Below are 19532 nucleotides of genomic sequence, written 5' to 3' on the forward strand. Positions count from 1 at the left end.
TCGTCTGTGGCCTTCCGCCGGTACGGGCCCTTACGGCGGTACTCAGCAAGTGGCGGCGCACTGGTTGCGGGTGCAGTGAACTGCTGGCGTCACGGCTTGAGCGTGTATCGACGGGGTCGCGCAGGTCTCTTGTGCTGGATCGACGGTGCTGCCTTGGCCTGGCAGGTGCTGGCGCTCGCAGGAGTGGCGGGCCGCGCCTCCTCTGCGCAAGTGCTGCTCCTGACGCGTTTTCAGTTGCCGATCAATTTCTTACGCTGAGGCATGTCGATAGAGAGTGTTATCGAGTTGTTTCCTTGCTCGGCACAACCGTGATGAACGCCACATCAGACTCAGTCGCTTTGGCGTGGATGTCCTAAGTGATCCTTCTGGAACTTCACTTGCCGACTACATACAGTCGCCACTTGGTTGCACTGTTCAGGCAATCTTCATTTTTGTGATGGTCCGGGGTGGGATATGTGGCGGCGTGTGCATTCACGCGGTGGGGTCGGGGCGCTAGCCGGTCTGGTTGGCGTGGCGCTCGTGGCGGGTTTGGCCCCAGCGGCTGCTGCAGGAGCCCCGCCGGCCACACGTGCGGCGACTACATCCGCAGGCGGGAGTTCCGCTGCCGAAGGTGCCGAAGAGGCCAGCGCTGAGGGCGCCTTGGCGGAAGCCAAGCGCACTGGCAAGCCGGTCGAGGTCACCTCGTTGCGCAGCGCAAGCAGCGATGTGTACGCGACCGCCGATGGAAACCTCGAGGCGAGGGAGTACCTGCGCCCGGTCCGAGCCCGAGTGGGGGATCAGTGGAAGCCGGTCGACACCGACCTGGCGAAGTCTGCTGACGGCAGCATTGCGCCGAAAGTGACCACGGTAAGGCTGAAGTTCTCCGGGGGCGGTGACGCACCGCTGGTCCGGATGGAGAAGTCCGGCCGTGAACTGGCACTGTCGTGGCCGGGCAAGCTGCCCTCGCCTGAACTGGATGGGGCCACGGCCACCTATGTCGATGTACTCCCGGATGTAGACCTGCGCATGGGTGCGCAGGAAGACGGATTCACTCAGCTGTTGGTAGTGAAGTCGGCCAAGGCAGCTGAGAGTTCGCAGCTGGCGGAGTTGCGACTGAAGCTGGCCGCCGATGGCGTCGAGGTGAAGGAGACGGCGCAGGGCGGGCTCCAGGCCATCGACAAGGGTGCCAAAGGCGCGGTGTTCGAGGCGCCGAAGCCGATGATGTGGGACTCCAGCCCCGGCTCCGACAGCGCACCCACGACCAAATCCGCGCCGTCCGGTGCCCTCGCTTCGCGAGACGGAGGGGCCCAGCCGCAGGGCGGCGAGGAGCCTGCGGCGGGTGAGTCCGGCAAGCTCGCACCGGTGGGGGTGGATGTCCCCGCCGGCGGCAAGGAGCTGGTGCTGACCCCGGATGCGGATGTACTGAAGGGCAAGGACACCACCTATCCGGTGTTCATCGATCCGCAGTGGTCCTCACCGCGCGCCACTGCTTGGACGATGGCATCGAAGTACTGGGATTCCTCGCCGCAGTGGAAGTTCAACGGGGATCGCGACGCGGGTATGGGTTACTGCAACTGGTACTACTGCAAGCCGAATGACACCAAGCGCCTCTTCTACCGCATCCCGGTCTCCAAGTTCGCGGGCAAGTCGATCCTGTCGGCCGAGTTCGTGGTGCGTAACACCTGGTCCGCCTCATGCTCTGATCGCAGCGTGGAGCTGTGGCAGACGAAGGGCATCTCCTCCTCAACTACATGGAACTCGCAGAACGCTTCGGGATTCTGGGACAAGAAGCTGTCGACGAAGTCGTTCGCCTACGGATACTCCGGCTGCGCGGCCAAGGATGCCGAGTTCTCGGTGAAGTCGGCTGTGCAGGATGCCGCCAACGCCCGGGACGCGACGATGACCTTCGGTCTGCGGGCCGACAGCGAGTCGGACGCTTACGGCTGGAAGCGGTTCTCCGACAAGGCATTCCTGCGGGTGAAGTACAACCGGCCGCCCGCTCAGCTCAAGATGTCGCAGCTGACGATGGAGTACGGCGGCACCTGCAAGCGGTCTGGCGACGCCGCACGCGTCCGCACCCTCGGGAAGATCGAAGCCAACGAGGTGAAGGACCCCGACGGCGACAGCGTCTCGGTGCAGTTCCAGGCCAAGTGGGACGGCGGCAGCTGGAGTCCGGCCCGCACCTCATCGAAGAAGTCCGACTCTGAATTCAAGGTCAGCCTGCCGTCATCGAAGATCCCGACTAACAAGCAGATCAACTGGTACGCGCGCGTCTATGACGGGGCGCAGTACTCGCCGTGGTCATACGCGGGCGACCCGACTGCCTGCTACTTCGTCTACGACACGAAGGTCCCCAAGGCGCCGGCGGTGTCCTCGGGCGAGTACCCGGCCTCCGATTCCGAAGATCCCGACGATCCTTGGCACGACGGGGTGGGCAAGTACGGGTCGTTCGAGCTGAAGGCCGCCGACAGCGATGTGACGTCCTACCGGTACGGCATCAATAGCGACCCCAGCTCCAAGAACAAGATCACCACATCCGGTGGCGCCGCGAAGAGTGCGAAGGTGCTGCCCGCCAAGCCGGGGCTGAACTTCATCACGGCCCAGGCCTTCGACACTGCAGGCAACGGCAGCGAGATCCGTACCTACCAGTACCGGGTCAAGGCCGGACAGCCTGACCGGGCGACCTGGCAGCTGGATGAGGCCGAAGGCGCCGAAGAGGCCAAGGGATCGACACCGGCACGTACCGCGCAACTGCACGGCGGGGTAACCCCGGGCGCTGCCGGTGTGCAGGGGACAGCCGTCTCGTTCAACGGCACCGACGGCTATGCCTCCACTGATATCCCCGTGGTCAACACCAGCGGTGGCTTCGCGGTCTCGGCGTGGGTGAAACTGTCCAAGATGCCAGAGGGAGCGGCGGTCATCGCCACCCAGCCGGGCAACCACTCGCCGGGCTTTGAGCTGTACTACTCCAAGACCTACGACCGCTGGGCATTCAACCAGTACAAGTCCGATACCGCGGATGCGGGCATCGCCCGCGCGATGGCGGATCAGCCCGGCGGTGTCGCGCCGGACAAGTGGACGCACCTGGCCGGATCTTACGATTCCGTCCGGGATGTGTTGGAACTCTTCGTAGACGGCAAGCTGGTCGGCAAGACCGCCTATGACAGCCCGTGGGAGGCCCGCCGAGGCCTGCAGCTGGGAGCCGCCTCCTACAACGGCGCGCCCTCGGCGTTCTTCCCCGGGGCAGTCGACAATGTGCAGCTGTTCGACAAGCCGCTGGCGCAGGACGAGATCGACAAGCTGCACGCCCAGCAGACGGTCGGAGACCCGGGCCGTCCCGCACTGGCCGTCTTCGACCTCGACGAGGCCACCGAGTCCAAGGAGATCACTGCACACGGCGGGGTACTGCCCGCCAAGTACAACGGCGGCGTCACCACCGGCGTCCCCGGCATTGCGGGCAAGGCCGCCACGTTCAACGGCACTGACGCCTACGCGAAGATCGGCCAGACCAACGGGCCGCACCTGAACACCTCGCGCAGCTTCACCGTCTCCGCCTGGGCCAAGTTCGACAAAAAGCCGGACGGCGCGGCGATCATCACCGCACAGGCCGGCAAGGAACGCCCTGGCTTCGAGCTGTACTACTCCTCCACCTACAACCGGTGGGCGGTCAACCAGTACTCGGCTGATGCCGCCGATGCCACGCCGATCCGCGCCATGCAGCCCGAGGAAGACAGTGCCTACGTGGGGGAGTGGGCGCAGCTGGTGGGCGTGCACGACACCGTCGCCAACACCCTCACGCTGTACGTCAACGGAGCCAAGGCCGGCTCAGTCCCGCTGGCCGGAGCCTTCTACGCCGACCAGTCCATGTACCTCGGAGCGGGCAGCTACAGCGGCCAGGTCAAGAATCACTTCCCGGGCAGCATCGATGACGTGCGCCTGCTGGATCGGCCGGTCTCGGCCGAGGAGGTCCAGCAGATGTTCAAGCAGCGCCCGCTGGTCAAGGGCCGCTGGAACTTCGAAGCGACCAACGCTACCGGCTCCACCACACCGGACCTCTCGGCCGTGAAACGCCCGATGGAACTGGGCGGGGGCGCAAAGCTCGGCTCGGGAATGATCGACAACAGCGGGCTGGAGCTGAACGGAACCGACGCGTACGCGGGCACCGTGCTGTCGCCTATCGACACGAGCGCCAGCTTCACTGTCACCGCCTGGGCCCAGGCCGCAGCGATCCCGGATCATGGCGTGGCCCTGGTCAGCGGCACAGGTTTGAAGCGAAGCGGCTTCACGGTCCGTTTCCAACCTGACCCCAAGGACCCTGAAGGCCTGGGCCGCTGGGAACTGACACTCCCTGCCAATGACAGCGCCGACTCGCCTGTCACCGTGGTGAGCAACACCGAGTTCTACGACGTACGTGAGTGGAACCACCTCGCGGTGGTCTATGACGGCTTCGCCAAGGAAGCCCGCCTCTACGTCAACGGTGTCCTTCAGGAAGTCGCCTGCGGGGATGCGGACGGCAACGGCGACGCGGACGACGCGGCCTGCCAGGACCTCATCGCCTGGGCCGACAACGCACTGACCTTCAAGGCTCCCATGGCTCTGCAGGTGGGCAGGGCCAAGGGAGACGCCGCGGGAACGTATTTCGCCGGCGCCGTCGATGACGTGTGGGCCTTCCAAGGCGCGCTGAACGATGCGCAAATCGAGAAGCTGGCCGGCTCGTGGTTTGACATCCCTACCGAAGTGCCTGGCGACAGCTGAACCGCGGGTAGTGCCTGGGGATGGGTCACCCTCCCCAGGCACTACCCGCGACGACAGGTATTCCCTACCAATCTTTCAACGCCGTGCTGCGCTCCTGCGTGGCCTGGTGTTATCGCCTGAAGGACTGAGATCTGAAGATGAACGGCATAACCAGAACGGGCCGGTTCGGCTCGTTGCGGCGCAGGGCATCCCTGGTGCTGTCCGCCGTTATGGTGGGCACCCTGTTGCAGGCAGTGAGCGCACCGGTGGCTACGGCGGACGGCGGCGGAAGACCGGGCCTGCCCTCGGCAGAGAACCCGATCAAGGGCAAGGACGGCGTCAAGGTCAAGCCGCGAACGGTGGCCAGGGGCCCGAAGACGCCTGAAAGGGCGCCGAAGGTGGCCTGGCCGAAGGCGGCGTCCGCCGTGGTGGACATCCAGCAATCATCAGCCACGGAAACACGGAAGCCGGTCGCCGCCAAGGGGCTGCCGCTGGTTGTCGGGGCGCCGAAGGCGGCCGCCTCCAAGCGTACGGACCGTAGTTCCGATGCAGCCACGTCGGCGGCACAGGGCGGCGTTGAAACCCGCGTGCTGAGCCGGAAGACGGCCAAGCGGGCAGGAGTGAACGGCGTCCTGTTCACCCTGAACTCGGGCGATGAGAAGAGCGACAAGCCCGGCAAAGTTCAGACGACACTCGACTATTCCAGTTTCGCCGAGGCATTCGGTGGCGGCTACGCCGCCCGCCTCACCCTGGTTCAGCTCCCGGCCTGCGCTCTGACCACCCCGGAGAAGCGGCAGTGCCGCACAGTTGAGACGGTCCGGACCGTCAACGACACAGAGAAGCAGACCCTGACCGCCAACTCGGTGGCCCTGCGAGCGTCAGGGCCGACCGTGCTGGCCGCCGTCGCGGACGAGAAGAGCGTGAGCGGCGACTACAAGGCCACTTCGTTGTCCCCGTCGGCGACCTGGGACACGAATCTGAACACCGGTGACTTCTCGTGGTCCTACGACATGCCGGTTCCAGAGGTACCCGGCGACCTGAAGCCGGACGTGGGCCTGTCGTATTCCTCCAGTTCCATCGATGGACGAACCGGATCAACGAATAACCAGTCCTCCTGGGTCGGTGACGGGTTTGATCTGTGGCCCGGCTACATCGAGCGCCGCTACAAGACGTGCGCTGACGATGGTGTAGAGCACGCCGACGGCAACAAGCCTGCCGACCAGTGCTGGGACTACGACAACGCCGTTCTCACCTTCAACGGCAAAGGTGGAGAACTCGTCCATCTAGCCGGTGACCCCGACAAGGATCCCAAGACCGAAGAGTTCAAGCTCAAGCAGGACGATGGCACTCGCCTCGTCCGGAGGGCATCGGCCGACCGCGGCAACGGCGACGACGACGGCGAGTACTGGCGTCTGACCGACCCGCAGGGCGTGCGCTACTACTTCGGCTACAACCGTCTGCCCGGGTGGACAGACGGCAAGGCCACTACCGGTTCGACCTGGACGGCCCCGGTCTTTGGCAACAACGCCGACGAGCCCTGCCACAAAGCGACCTTCGCCCATTCCTGGTGCCAACAGGCCTGGCGCTGGAACCTCGACTACGTCGTCGATCCGCGGGGCAACGCGATGGCGTACTACTATGATCAGGAGAAGAACTCCTACGGCCGCAACCTCAAGGCCAAGGACAACACCCGCTACACCCGCGGCGGTTCGCTCAGCCGCATCGAGTACGGCCTGAAGTCCTCGGCCATGTACGGTGCCAAGCCGCTTGCCAAGGTCGACTTCGCCACCTCGGAGCGCTGCCTGCCTGACAGCAAGACCACCTGCTCGGACATCGGCAAGGACGGCTTCTACTGGTACGACACGCCCTGGGACCTGAACTGCACCGAGGCGGAGGACTGTGACGAGGGCAGGCTGTCCCCGACCTTCTTCACCCGAAAGCGACTGACCGGCGTCACCACCCAAGTGCTCAACGGTGACACCTACAAAGACGTCGACTCCTGGAAGCTGGGCCACCGGTGGGGCATGGCGGACATCGACTACCAGCTGCTGCTCGACTCCATCCAACGCACCGGACACACGGCCACGCCCGCGGTGACGCTGCCGAAGACCACCTTCTCCTACACCCAGCTCGCCAACCGGCTGGACAAGAGCGGCGACGGCTACGCACCGTTCATCAAGGAGCGCCTGTCCACGGTCGCCGACGAGTCCGGCGGCCAGGTCGACGTCGACTACTCGTCCCCGGCTTGCGACGCGGACGCGCTGCCCACTCCGCAGTCCAACACCACGCGCTGCTTCCCGCAGTACATCGGCGGCTCTAGTACAGACGACCCAGAGCGCCACTGGTTCAACAAGTACGTCGTCACGTCCACGACCAGCACCGACCGTACCGGCGGTGCGGCCGACTCGGTGACCGCCTATGAATACCTGGGTGATGCGGCATGGCACTACGACGATGACGACGGCCTGACCAAAAAGAAGTTCAAAACCTGGTCCCAGTGGCGCGGCTACGCCCACGTCCGGGTCAAGAGCGGAGGCCAGGGCGGCGGCGACGCGCTCAAGTCGCAGGAGGACACCTACTTCCTGCGCGGCATGGACGGCGACCGCAAGGACACCTCCGGCGGCACCAAGAGCGTCTCAGTCAGCCTGGGCAGCGGCGAAGGCGACCCGATCACCGACCACGAGTCCGCTGCGGGCTTCGCCTACAAGACCGTCACCTACTCCGGGCCGGGCGGCAAGGCTCTGGAAAAGACGCTGAACCGCCCCTGGCACCACGAAACGGCGAAGAAGACCCGTGACTGGGGCACGGTGACAGCCAACTTCACCGGCACCGGGCATTCCAAGACCTGGACCTCGCTCGACGACGGCGCCGGCACCGACTGGCGGATCACCTCGACCGCGACAGACTTCGACACAGTCGCGGGCCGCGTCACGCAGGTCGACGATTTCGGCGACAACGGCACGGCGGCCGACAACCAGTGCACCCGCACCGCCTACGCCACCAACACCGAAGACAACATCCTCACCTTGCCCGCGCGGGTGGAGACCGTCGCCGCCGAGTGCGCCGACACCACTCTTGACCGCACCAAGCTGGTCATCTCCGACGTCCGCACCGCCTACGACGGCGGTGCCTACGGCGCAGCGCCCAGCAAGGGTGACGCCACCGCAACCGCCACGCTCAAGAAGCACGACGGCAAGACGGCCACCTACCTGGAATCCGGTGCCACCTTCGACGGCTACGGCCGTCAGCTGACCACCACGGACCTGACAGCCGACGTCACCGCCTTGGGCAGCGACGCCCCCACCCGCGCCGTCCGTTCGGACGGCCGCAAGTCGACCACCGCTTACAGTCCGGCCACCGGCTTCCCGACCAAGGTCACCGCAACCACCCCGCCGGCCAAGGCCGCCGACGCCGCATCGATTCAGACCACAGTCACCGAGCTTGAGCCGCTGCGCGGCCAGCCCAAGGCCGTCGTGGACACGAACGCCAAACGCACCGAGATGACGTATGACGCGCTTGGCCGCTCAGCGAAGGTGTGGCTGGCCGATCGTAAGACCAGCGAAACACCCAGCCACCAGTTCACCTACTTCGTGGACGAGGGCCAACCGGTTGCAGTCCGCACCCAGAGCGTGAACAACGAGGGCGGGCAGGTCGCTTCATACACGCTCTACGACGGGTTCCTGCGCGAGCGACAGACCCAAATGCCCGGCCCCGACGCCGGCCGCGTCCTCACCGACACCTTCTACGACGAACGCGGCCTGAAAACCAAGGCGTTCGCGGCCTACTACACAAAGGGCGCACCTAACCGGGGCCTGTTCAAGCCCGCCGACGCGCTCAGCGTGGAGACCCAGACACGCACCGCCTACGACGGCTTGGAGCGCCCCGTCGAGGAGCGGCAGATCGCCGGAAACGGCGACGGCGGCACCGTACTCGGCATCACCAAGACGATCTACGGGGGCGACCGCACCACGGTCATCCCACCCGAGGGAGCCACTGCCACCACCACCCTCACCGACGCCCGGGGCAAGACGACCCAGCTGCGCCAGCACCACACCCGCAGCCCGAGCGCGGCCTTCGACACCACCTCGTACGGATTCACCCCACGAGGCGAGCTCGAAAAGGTCACCGACCCGGCCGGCAACAAATGGTCCTACAGCTACGACCAACTGGGCCACCAGATCGAGACCACTGACCCGGACAAGGGCACAACGAAGAGCAAGTACGACGACCGCGGCCAGCTGATCACCACCACCGACGCACGCGGCACCGTCCTGGCCAGCGTCTACGACAACCTGGGACGCAAGACCGAACTGCACAAGGACAACGTCGCGGGCGAACTGCGCGCCAAATGGGTCTACGACACCATCGCCGGCGCCAAGGGACAGCTCGCCGAGTCAACCCGCTACGTGGACGGCGCCGCCTACACCTCGAAGGTCACCAGCTACGACCGGCTGTACCGGCCGATGAAGACGGCCATAGTGATCCCCGAAAAGGAAGGGGCCCTGGCCGGCACCTACCAGACCGGCACCGACTACCTGCCCTCCGGCCTGGTGGGCACCGTGAGCTACTCCGCCGCGGGCTCACTGCCCGGAGGCAGCTACACCACCACCTACCAGAAGGAGACGCTGCGACCCATCTCCGTCCTGGGGGACGGCTTCCAGGCCGACACCAGCTACTCGCTGACCGGCAAGCCGCTCCAGTACGCCCTGGGCAGCACCGGTGGAGGCAAGAAGACCTGGGCCACCAACACCTACGAGTGGGGCACCCAGCGCCTGGCCACCTCCCGCATTGACCGCCAGGACCAGCCCGGCGTCGACCAGCTCGACACCTACGGCTACGACCAGGTGGGCAACATCCTGTCGGTCTCGGACGTCTCCCGCACCGGCACCGACACGCAGTGCTTCACCTACGACTATCTGCGGCGCATGACCGAGGCGTGGACCCAGGGCGACAAGACCTGCGCCACAGCTCCGGCCGGTGACAAGACAGGCGGCCCCGCGCCCTACTGGCACTCCTACACCTACGACAAGGCGGGCAACCGCCTCACCGAAACCCTCCACGACACCAGCGGAGACAGCACCAAGAACACCCAGCGCGACTACGAATACCCCAAGCCGGGTGATCCGCAGCCGCACACCCTGAGCTCGGTCACCACGCACCTCCCCGGCGGAACTGCCACCCAGGACTCCTACGGGTATGACGAGACCGGCAACACCAACACGCGCACGGTGCGCGGAGATACCCAGAAGCTGGCCTGGGACGCCGAAGGTCACCTCGCCAAGGTCACCGAACCCGTCGAGGGTGAGAAGGACAAGGTCACCGAGTACGTCTACGACACCGAGGGCAATCGCCTGATCGCGCGTACTCCGACCGAAAACACCCTCTACCTCGGCCACTCCGAAGTCACCCTGCCCAAGGGAGCAGCGAAGGCCAAGGCCACCCGCTACACCCCCCTCGGCGGCGGCCACCAGGCCGTCAAGGAAGACAACGGCGCCGTCACCTTCACCACCGCCGACCACCAGGGCACCGGTCAGCTTTCCATCAAGGCGAACGACCTGGCCATCACCCAGCGCCGCACGCTGCCCTTCGGCGGCCCGCGCGGTGAAGCACCGAAGTCCTGGCCCGGCACCAAGGGCTTCGTCGGCGGCACCGACGACACCAAATCCACAGGGCTCACCCATCTGGGAGCCCGCGAATACGATCCTGCCACCGGCCGGTTCATCTCCGTCGACCCGATCATGGATCTGACGAACCCCCAGCAGATCAACGGCTACAGCTACAGCAGCAACAACCCTCTTACCTTCAGCGATCCCACAGGGCTGAAGGAGTGCGCCGGCGACTACTGCAGGCCCGACGAGGACTGGATTGACCGCCACGGCGACTACCACAAGGGCAACAAGAAGAAGGGCACCGTAACCAGCACGGGCGGTGGCGGCGGTGGCGGAGGGTATCGAGGCGGCGGCGGTGGCGGCGGCTACAGCGGTCCGCAGCCCTCCCCTAGTGCCAACCCGGCCCCAGTTCCCGGCCCCTACCCCGATGCCGGAAGACCAAGGTTCCTGGACTTCCTCAGCCGCCTAGTGCCAGACGGACCTCTTGTCTCGCTTCTCCAGGGAGATTGGGAAGAAACTAAGAGGCGACTGTTTCCCAAAAATACATGCCCGGTAGACGATATGGCATGCGCGCCAAAAACCGGCACTATTGATGTCGGTGGAATCGGCGGAGCGGCAAAGAGGCTTGCTGCTGGCGGAGGCAAGGGCGCTGCAGGAAAAGGCTCGCTGGGCGACGCGCTGAAGGGGCTACCCAAGGACTTCGATCGGCGAACAGTGGGAATTCTGGACGTCGGAGGCGATAGACTTCCGATGATCAGTGGACCCGGTGGTCAGTCTGATCTTCTGAAAAATCTCCCGGGTCGGACAAAGGCTAATGTAACCCACGTGGAGACGCACGCTGCGGCCTTCTTGCGATCAAATCCTGGAGTCAGAAAAGCCGTACTGTACATCGACTACCCGACGGGTGCGTGCGGAACATGTGGGGAAACCCTTCCCGACATGTTGCCCGACGGCGTCCAACTCTGGGTAATCTCTCCGCGAAAGACTGAAAAGTTCGTTGGGCGTTCCGACTGACCTAGCTATGCAAATCGGCGGCCATCCCTCGTGGGGGTGGCCGCCGATTTGGTTGATGTGAATCGCTCACCATGGGAGAGGTTCATCGGTCGTGTAGTCCTGGGAGTTCGAGTATGAGTACCATTTGATCCCTGGGGCCGCCTCCGCCCATGCCAAATGCTCTGGTGCAACCGCCGCGAGCGTGATGTCGTAGCCTACCTGGTGACCATCACTGGGATGCGCCAGCGCCAGCCAATTCTCCCCGATAAGGATGCGCGATTCTCGGGCAGGCCAATTCCATGCAGGGAAGGGGAGTACGCTGGCATCTTCCCGGGTGAGGAGCCATTCAAAATCTACTCCCGTTGCGATCTTTCTCGTTGGGGCGCCCAGAATCGCCTCCATTACAGTGGCGTGAATTAGGAAATCCGAAAGGCTCTCGCCAGTGGAAGTCCAGGGTTTCGGATCAACTGACGGCTCCCGCTCGTAGACGAGATGATCTTGGCTATCTGGATCGAAAGCCCAAAGCCAAGTCCCCTGATTTTCCACCCAGAACGGGACCTTCCCACTCTCCACCTCGAGCTCTGAAAGTGGAATGGGGTAATTGTGAGAATTAATCCCGCCGTCCCACTGTGCCGAGATTTCATGCCACTGAGTAAGCTCCATGGGTGCCGAATGGAGGCTACTTGGGCGCGCGCCGGGTGATGTTGGGTCACCATACCAATCCCTCAGGAAACGAAGTAGGCCCTGCTTGTCCACTGGAGCACGCTCATTCATGGGAATCATTATGCGCCACACGCCTGCCACTCGTGTAAGCGCCCTCGCTGCTGAGACGTGAAGCTACCGGGGCAGACTCCGAGATGGCCTGCTCGTGCGTGATCGGTGGTGGTGCGGCACCCCGACGCCCTGCCCAAGGGTGGCCGACTCCTGTGGGGCTCAAAAAGTCATCGCTGCAGTTCAAGCGGTATGTCTATACTCGTTGGCTGCTCCGCTGAGGATACGGGTGCGCAAGAGCTTGCGGGGCTCGAAACCATCCAGGACTGCTGGCTGTTCCTGGGCCTCGGGTGGACGTTGATCGCGGGATCGGTGCGGCCGATGCCTGTTGTAGTGGTCCCGGTAATCGGCCAGGACCTGCCGGGCGTGGGCCTCGTTTAGGAGCAGAACGTGGTCGAGTGCCTCGCGGCGGATCGCTGCGGGTGCCGTGTTCGAGGAACGCCAGCGCGTACAGCTGGCTGCCGGTGATCGTGTCGACGTGGAAGAAGTCCGCCGCGATGATCCCCTCGGCCTGCGCGGTGAGGAACTCGCGCCAGCTCGGGCCGGTGCGGCGCGGGGCGGGGTCGATGCCGGCCTTGTGCAGGATCTCCCAGACCGTGGACGGCGCGATCGGGTGCCCCGGTCGGGCCAGCTCGCCCTGGATCTGCCGGTGGCCCCACCGCGGATTCTCCTGCGCCGGGCGCAACACCAGCTTCTTGAGCGGGGCCGCCGTGGGTGGACGCCCGGTGCGTCGGCGTCGGTCGGAGTAGTCCCACTCCTTGGCGATCAGCCTGCGGTGCCAGGCCAGTAGCGTCCCCGGCGTGACCGCGAAGACGCTGCTCCAGCAGGGGCGCGGTATCAGCGACGACAGCGCGGCTAGCCAGAACCGGTCCGCGGGCTCGTAGTGGACCGGACCGCTGACTTGTCGTCGCAACACCGAGGTTTCGTGCTGCAGCACCAGCAGTTCGGCGTCCTTGGCCGTGTCCCGGCGCAGCAGGACCGCGGGTATGGACAACAGCGCCCAGGTGGCCCGGTACAACATCGAGATGATCACACGCGCAGCGTCCCAGCCACCGCGTAGGGCCTGGCAGGTAGGCTCCCCCCCTGCAGCGATGACTTTACGAGCACCACAGCCGGGATTTCCTTGGGTTCCGGCGCATCGTGCGCCTCCACCTCCGGCATTCCCTCCGCAGCCGACAACTCGGCCAGCACCTGCATCACGGTCTTCCGCGTGATCTCCAACCGCGACAGATCAGCCTGGGCCTTATCCAGCCGGACTACCAACTCCGCAACCTCGGACTGCAGTTCTTCCACTTGCTGTCGAGCCGCGGCCTCCCGCGCCTGGAGTTCCTCCGGCAACGACACCATCGCGCCCGCCTCCACCTCGCCACGGTAGAAGTACGACGACACCGCCCACACGCCAATCAGCATCAGCTATCCCTCGAAGAGATCCGCACCCACTTCATTTTGCAGCCATCAGTTACAGGAAAGCCTCAGCCAGGCCGCATTTCTCCGGCATGGCTGAGGCTGTTGGCTACGGAAGGGGTCAACGACGCAGTCGCTTCCGGGCCCAGAGGAGTCCAGTCACCCCGCCAACGACGACCAAGTACGTCGTAAGAGGGCCGTCGTTCAAGATGAGCCCCGGCATGGCGATGATTGCCACGATCAGCAACCAACCGCATCCCGCGGTGACAAGTTCTGCCGAATCAGGGCGGTTTCGTTCGTGTGCCACCCAGTCTCCATCCTCTGGTATGCGCTCATACCGGCACCCCCGGCGGCTGCCATTGCGCCTTCCCACCTGGCCTGAAACTCTACGCTCCGGCAACTGTAACCGGCGCCAGCGGTTGAGCCGCATCCGCAGAATGTGCGGATGGCGCCGATCGCCTACCGGCTACGCGCAGTGCAATCCAGCACTCTTGGAGAACACGTTCTTGTCACCCCAGGTGCCATTGCCGTTTCGCAATGTCGCGTTACCGATGTTGCTACGGTACGTCCACGTACTCGTAGTGAGCCTTGAGCACTTGAAGCTCAAAACCACCGGAAACGTTTTGCCTTGTTCATTCGTGTAGCCAGCGTGGGACTTGGTCCTCCAGAGGCCGAGCCCGTGATACTGCCGCAACGACGCAGAGAAGTTCCCCTTGCCCTTCTGGTTGCACAGCATCGCCGCCTCGGCCTGTATGGTCTTGCTGCCGTGCATAAACGGCTTCTTGCTCTGGGTGAGTTGACAAGAGGGCTTGGCCCGGGCCGCGAAGGCTGGGGCATGGGAAGCCATGGCACCCTGTTCATCGATTGCCGTGGCCCAACGCACCAGGTCCTGCTTGGTGTAAGCGGCCTGCGACGTGGTGGCGGGAGCCTCCCATTGCGTCAACTGGCCAGCCTTAGACAGGGTGCTTACTGTGATGCCCTCTTCGCCTTCGGCGGACAGCAACTGGCTTCCACTGGAAAGCACCGTCAGGTGAGTCTCATCCCCGGAAGCCGACAGGACGCCTGCGGGAACGTCTTCCTTGACTGACAAGCGGGTGACGTTGAGCGGGTGCTCATAGTTGTTGTCACCGAGGCTGAACGTCAGTGTCTGTCCGACCTGTTCGTACTCTTCCACGCTGGGAGCTTGGAAGAGATCCAGCCCGGTAGCCGTCGACAAAAGCCCAGCGAGCTTCTCGACGCTGGCCCCCTGCGCGGGAGCAACCTCTCCAAGGGGTTCCATGGATCGCGGATCCGCGCCGCCACCCTGGGCGTATGTTTCTGAGCTTACGATATGAGGGCCTCCGGCCACTTCTGCGGCCTCGGCCGCGAAGGCCCCGGTGGTGGTGCCGCATACAACCGTTGTAGCAAGCAGGGCTATTGCCCCAATCCGCATCGTGCGACGGACAGCGTTCTTCTGCACGGTTTCCCCTCCGTAAACGATGACAGCCGTCATCTGGCGCTGGTCGGGCGCCGACGGTTTCGGTCGATCGAAAGATCAACCTATTTGATCACACTGAGCCAGTCCACAGCTCTATGCAGGTCATCGACAATGGGTGCAGTTCCTGGCTCATACAAGATTTTCGTAGCCGTTGATCGATTCGGCCGGGCCGTGACATCCCTCTGTGCCAGCGGGATGCTGCCTGTGTGGGTCGACGTGTTGACACTGTTGCCGCAGCTCAACGCTGTTGAGGTTGGTTCGGTTGAGGAGCTCGAAGATGCGGTCGTGATCTCCGCGCGTTCCCTGGCGGAACCAGCTGCATGCACTGGCTGCGGTCGGATCTCTGACTGGGAGCACAGCCGGTACGTGCGCCACGTTGCCGACGAGGCAGTCGGTGGCCGTCCGGTGCGCATCGAGCTGTCGGTCCGCCGCCTGTACTGCGAGAACCCTGCATGTCCGAAGGCCACCTTCGCGGAGCAGATCGACGGGTTGACGGTGCGGTATCAGCGCCGAACTCCCGGACTGCAGGCGACTATTGTGGCGGTCGCGACTGCGCTGGCCGGGAAGGCCGGATCACGGCTGCTGCTTCACCTGCACCAAGTTCTGAGCTGGGCCAGTCTGCTCACCTGTCTGATGAAGACCGCCGATCCGCCGACACCGAGATTGCGGGTGGTCGCCATTGACGATTTCGCGCTGCGGCGCGCTCGTCGGTACGCCACGCTCATGGTCGACGCGGAAAGCCGCCTGCCCGTCGACACCTGGGACACCAGGGAGGCCGACCCGACCATCACCTGGCTGCTTGCCCATCCGGGCATTGAGGTGGTTTGCCGCGACGGTTCGGCAGCTTACCGCGGTGCGATCAGCGTCGGTGCACCGCGGGCCGTGCAGGTCAACGACCGGTTTCATCTCTGGCAGAACCTCGGACGGAAGATCTACGAGGTGGTCACGGCGCACCGCGACTGCCTGCCCGACCCCGACAACGGGACGACGGCGCCCCGGCCTCCTGGCGGAGTCATGGCCGCCCGCACCCGCCGCCTCCACGCTGCCGTCCACGCCCTGCTCGCCGAAGGGATGGCGCTTCGCGCGATCGGGCGCCACCTCGATGTGGACCGCAACGTTGTCCGCCGGCACGCCCGCGCCGCCACCTGGCAGGAGGTCGCCCCGACTTGGCCCCGCGGCGACAGCATCCTCGCCCCCTACCAAGGGCACCTGCACCGGCGCTGGGCCGAGGGCGAACGCAACATAGCGGCCCTCGCCCGCGAGATCACCGCACGCGGTTTCCGCGGCAGCGAGGCCACCGTCCGCCTCTACCTCACCTCTCACCGCGAAGCCCTGGACGCGGGTCTGCCACCACCCGCACCCGCCCGCAGCACATTCGAGGTCACACAGCTGATGGCCACTCGCCCGGAGCGTCTGAACGAGGATCAGCGCGTCTTCGTCAAGCACCTGCTGGCACGCTGCCCGGAACTACGCACACTCCACGCACTGGTGGGTTCCTTCCGGAACGTCTTCGCCAAGAAGCGCGCCGCACTGATGGACCGCTGGATCGCGAGCGCCCGCGACAGCGGCCTCGCCCCGCTGATCCGCTTCGCCGCCGGCCTGCTGGACGACCTCGACGCAGTGCACGCCGCCGTCACGCTCCCCTACAACTCAGGCGTCGCGGAGGGAAGAATCACCGACCTGAAGATGATCAAACGCCAGATGGCAGGACGGGCAGGCATCCAACTCCTGCGTAAGCGCGTCATCCTGGTCGCCCATTCACGCCGCAGCCACCAACCCCTGCCCGACAATGACCTCTGGGCGATCAACAGCTACGAAAATCTTGTATGAGCCCAGTTCCTGTCGAGGGATGCCTGAGCTGGGAGTAATGCCGTCTCTGATGCTCTCGGACTGTTCCGTCTCTACCTTGATGGTGGAGGAGGGGGCCCGAGGGGTTCGCTGTTCGAGGAGTTGGAGGCTCGGGAGGTTGCCGCCCGTGCCCAGGCGAATGGCCTTGCGGCAGAACTGGCCGAGGTGGCAGCCAGGTTGGACAGCGTCCGGGAAATCTTGAGGCGGCTGCAGATCGCGCGGGAGACCGTTGCCGAGGTGATGGCCGAGATGCCAGCGTCCCTGTCACCGGTGTCTGATGCCGAGGATCTGTTGCGGAGCGCGGGGCGTAGGTGACGTTCGTTCCAGATGAGAGCGCGGCCCGGTAGTTCGTGGCGGCAGGTCTGGACCCAGCGCTCCATGATCGCGTTCATGCGCGGTATTCGTATTCCGGTGTGCACGACGTGGATGCCGGCGTGTTCAGGGTTTCGTCGAAGGGGGCGGGGTACTTCGCGTCCCGGTCTCGGATCAGGCAGGCGATGGTGGCTTGTGCGTCCATGAGGTCCATGGCCGGGTTGCGGGCGGCCCGGGTGGCCCAGGCTGCGGTGGGATGGGTAGTGGTGCCAAGGATCCGGATGCGGCGGGTGGCGTGTTCGATGACCGCAAGGATGTTCTGGCGTCGGCCGGTCAGGATGGCGGTCTCGATGAAGTCGCAGGCCAGGAGTGCGTCGGCCTGCGAGCGCAGGAAGTCAGCCCGGGTGGTGGCGGCCCGGTCGGGCGCCGGGTCGACGCCCTGGGAGGTGAGGGTTTCCCGGACAGTGGAGGCGGCGATCTGGATGCCGGGGGTGGTGAGTTCGCAGTGCGCTCTGCGGTATCCCCACGAGGGGTTTTCACGGACCAGGCGCAGGATCAGCATGCGGATCAGGCGGACCGTGGGCGGCCGGCCTGGTCTGTTCGGTCGGCAGGTTCGGGCATGGCGCCGCTTGATCAGGTCGTGGTGCCGGCGCAGTACGGTGTCGGGCCGGATGAGTAGGCGAACTCGGCGCAGGACCTTGCGGGGCAGCGGCACCGGCAGAGCGGCAGGGAACGCCGGGTCTTCCGGAGCGAGTTTCACCCGGTCCGCGCCGAGTTGTCGCCTACGGATGGTGAGCTGGTGGCGCAGAGTGAGGATCTCCGCGTCCTTGTCGCGGTCGCTCGTCGGCGGTAGCCGCAGCGCGGCGAACAGGTTGGTGACGGTTAAATAGACAAGACGCAGCGGCACAAGTGCTCATCTTGCCGCGCCGTCCTGACCTGCATGGATGACGTAGTCGGCAGGCGCAGTTCCGCAGCCCTGCGGCCGCGCCCTCGGCGGGACCAACGGCTTGGCAGGCTCCCGCAGTCTGTCCGGAACGATCCAACTCCACGTCTCCTGTCCCATGGTGAGGTACTACTCCGCCTCACCACACTGGACAGAGTCTGAGTAACACGCCCTTCACCGTCCAAGCCACGGGTGGCCCCCGGGGCTTTTCTCGCCGATGGCGCGCAGTAGCGTGCGAACATCTCGTACTACCAGGGCTGGCGTGACCGCTAGCCTGGGCGCTCCGAACATCACAAGGAAAGGCGAGCTCACGTGGTGGACATGCAAGCGGCCGCACGCAAGGTCTTCGACCGGTACGACCTCGACGGCGACGGTCAGATCACGGCCAAGGAGTACCGGCAGGTCGTCGCAGAGCTGAACGGCGAGCACCTCACCGACGAGCAGGCGCAGCGGTTCATCGACGTGCTGGACACGGACGGCGACGGCACCATGTCCTTCGAAGAGTTCTGGGCACCGATGCAGGACGCCTGACAGCACTCGGCCGAGGTCAAGTGGGCGCAGAGATGAGAGGCCGTTTGCGAACGGCCTCTTTCCGTTCTCCGGGCGCTCTCGAGTGGCAGTGCGAAGCGGGAGCACTGCCCCTGCCGAGAAATACATCCGCGCAGTTCAGCGGCATCCTGCGGACTTGCCGCTTCAGGTGTCTCAGCGTCGCCGTAGTTCCGCGTACGGTGTCGTACGACCGTCAATGGCGCTTCAGAACTCCGAACCGGAATCGCGCGCCTGACTGGGGGTCAAGGGGTCGCAGGTTCAAATCCTGTCGTCCCGACGGAAACGTCGCAGGTAGGGGTCATCTTCGGATGGCCCCTACTTCGTTTTCCAGGGTTTGGCGCACGGAGGTCGTGGGCTGGTCGGAGCAGGTCAGTGGGAGATGCCTGCGAGGAAGACCAGGAGGACGCCGGCGAGGAAGCAGAGGAACGACCACTGCACGTGGCGGTGTTTCACCCAGGCGATCCTGCTCATCATGATGAGCTGGTGGGTGAGTACCGGCAGGGGATCTTTCTGTTGCAGGGCGAGCGCCAGTTCGCCGGGTTCCCGGTGCATCAAGTGGCCGAAGTAGATGAAATTGTCGGGTGCCTCGGTCAGCATTTTCGGGGCGCGAAGGCGCGGGACCACGACCAGCATGGCGAAGACGGCGCCCACCATGACGAGCACGATCCCGCACCACAGCAGTGTGAGCGCACCCCCACCGTGCAGGTCGGCCAAGGGGTGGCCGTCGGAGGACAGAGCCAGAATTCCCGCGATGGCGGCCGACTGGAGCGTCAGGGCGAAAGACGCCTTGGCGTCGACCCGTGCCGTCCACTCGCCTATGGCTGCGTGGATCTTCCAGGCCGTCTCGGTTGCCCGGGCGGAAGCATCCGCTGCATTCGGATCCTGGTCGCTCACGCCGGCCGCCTTCGCTGAG

General features: G+C 65.0%; 9 protein-coding genes and 2 pseudogenes. 4 read left to right on the forward strand and 7 right to left on the reverse strand.

Annotated elements, in window-relative coordinates; all coding sequences use genetic code 11:
- Positions 1–453 precede the first annotated feature (453 nt).
- Positions 454–4734 (forward strand): LamG-like jellyroll fold domain-containing protein, encoded by a 4281-nt coding sequence (locus tag ABZ906_RS04625; protein ID WP_361377255.1) that lies wholly within the window; start codon positions 454–456, stop codon positions 4732–4734.
- 137 nt (positions 4735–4871) lie between these two features.
- Positions 4872–11336, forward strand: a complete 6465-nt coding sequence (locus ABZ906_RS04630; protein ID WP_361377258.1) for an RHS repeat-associated core domain-containing protein — start codon at positions 4872–4874, stop codon at positions 11334–11336.
- Positions 11337–11402: 66 nt separating this feature from the next.
- Here ABZ906_RS04630 and ABZ906_RS04635 read toward each other — a convergent pair whose 3' ends face one another.
- The 4 genes and pseudogenes from ABZ906_RS04635 to ABZ906_RS04650 form a co-directional block, all read right to left on the reverse strand.
- The gene (locus ABZ906_RS04635; RefSeq protein ID WP_361377261.1) at positions 11403–11978 is read right to left on the reverse strand and encodes a hypothetical protein; all 576 of its coding nucleotides are present in this window, start codon (positions 11976–11978) and stop codon (positions 11403–11405) included.
- 291 nt (positions 11979–12269) lie between these two features.
- Positions 12270–13119 (reverse strand): annotated as a pseudogene (locus tag ABZ906_RS04640) (integrase core domain-containing protein).
- Positions 13116–13496 (reverse strand): hypothetical protein, encoded by a 381-nt coding sequence (locus tag ABZ906_RS04645; RefSeq protein ID WP_361377264.1) that lies wholly within the window; start codon positions 13494–13496, stop codon positions 13116–13118. Before ABZ906_RS04645 ends, ABZ906_RS04640 begins: the two are co-directional and overlap by 4 nt.
- Positions 13497–13956: 460 nt before the next feature.
- Positions 13957–14949 carry a hypothetical protein gene (locus ABZ906_RS04650; protein WP_361377267.1) on the reverse strand — a complete coding sequence of 331 codons (993 nt, stop codon included), beginning with the start codon at positions 14947–14949 and terminating at the stop codon, positions 13957–13959.
- 222 nt (positions 14950–15171) lie between these two features.
- On the opposite strand from ABZ906_RS04650, the gene ABZ906_RS04655 reads away from it, so the two are divergent.
- Entirely contained in the window at positions 15172–16797 is a 1626-nt protein-coding gene (locus ABZ906_RS04655) for an ISL3 family transposase (protein WP_361377269.1), read from the forward strand.
- A 406-nt stretch (positions 16798–17203) separates the two neighbouring features.
- Here the strand turns inward: ABZ906_RS04655 and ABZ906_RS04660 are convergent, their stop codons facing one another.
- Both ABZ906_RS04660 and ABZ906_RS04665 read right to left on the reverse strand, forming a co-directional pair.
- The gene (locus ABZ906_RS04660) at positions 17204–18034 is read right to left on the reverse strand and encodes a helix-turn-helix domain-containing protein (RefSeq protein ID WP_361377272.1); all 831 of its coding nucleotides are present in this window, start codon (positions 18032–18034) and stop codon (positions 17204–17206) included.
- Positions 18035–18091: 57 nt separating this feature from the next.
- Positions 18092–18190, reverse strand: a pseudogene (locus ABZ906_RS04665) (IS5/IS1182 family transposase); the annotation flags it as partial.
- Positions 18191–18382: 192 nt separating this feature from the next.
- On the opposite strand from ABZ906_RS04665, the gene ABZ906_RS04670 reads away from it, so the two are divergent.
- Entirely contained in the window at positions 18383–18601 is a 219-nt protein-coding gene (locus tag ABZ906_RS04670) for an EF-hand domain-containing protein (RefSeq protein WP_249586417.1), read from the forward strand.
- A gap of 387 nt (positions 18602–18988) precedes the next feature.
- On the opposite strand, the gene ABZ906_RS04675 is transcribed toward ABZ906_RS04670, so the two are convergent.
- Positions 18989–19513 (reverse strand): Pycsar system effector family protein, encoded by a 525-nt coding sequence (locus tag ABZ906_RS04675; RefSeq protein ID WP_361377275.1) that lies wholly within the window; start codon positions 19511–19513, stop codon positions 18989–18991.
- Between the last annotated feature and the right edge of the window lie 19 nt (positions 19514–19532).

It is taken from the genome of Streptomyces sp. NPDC046925, assembly GCF_040644915.1.
Taxonomy (GTDB): Bacteria; Actinomycetota; Actinomycetes; order Streptomycetales; family Streptomycetaceae; genus Streptomyces.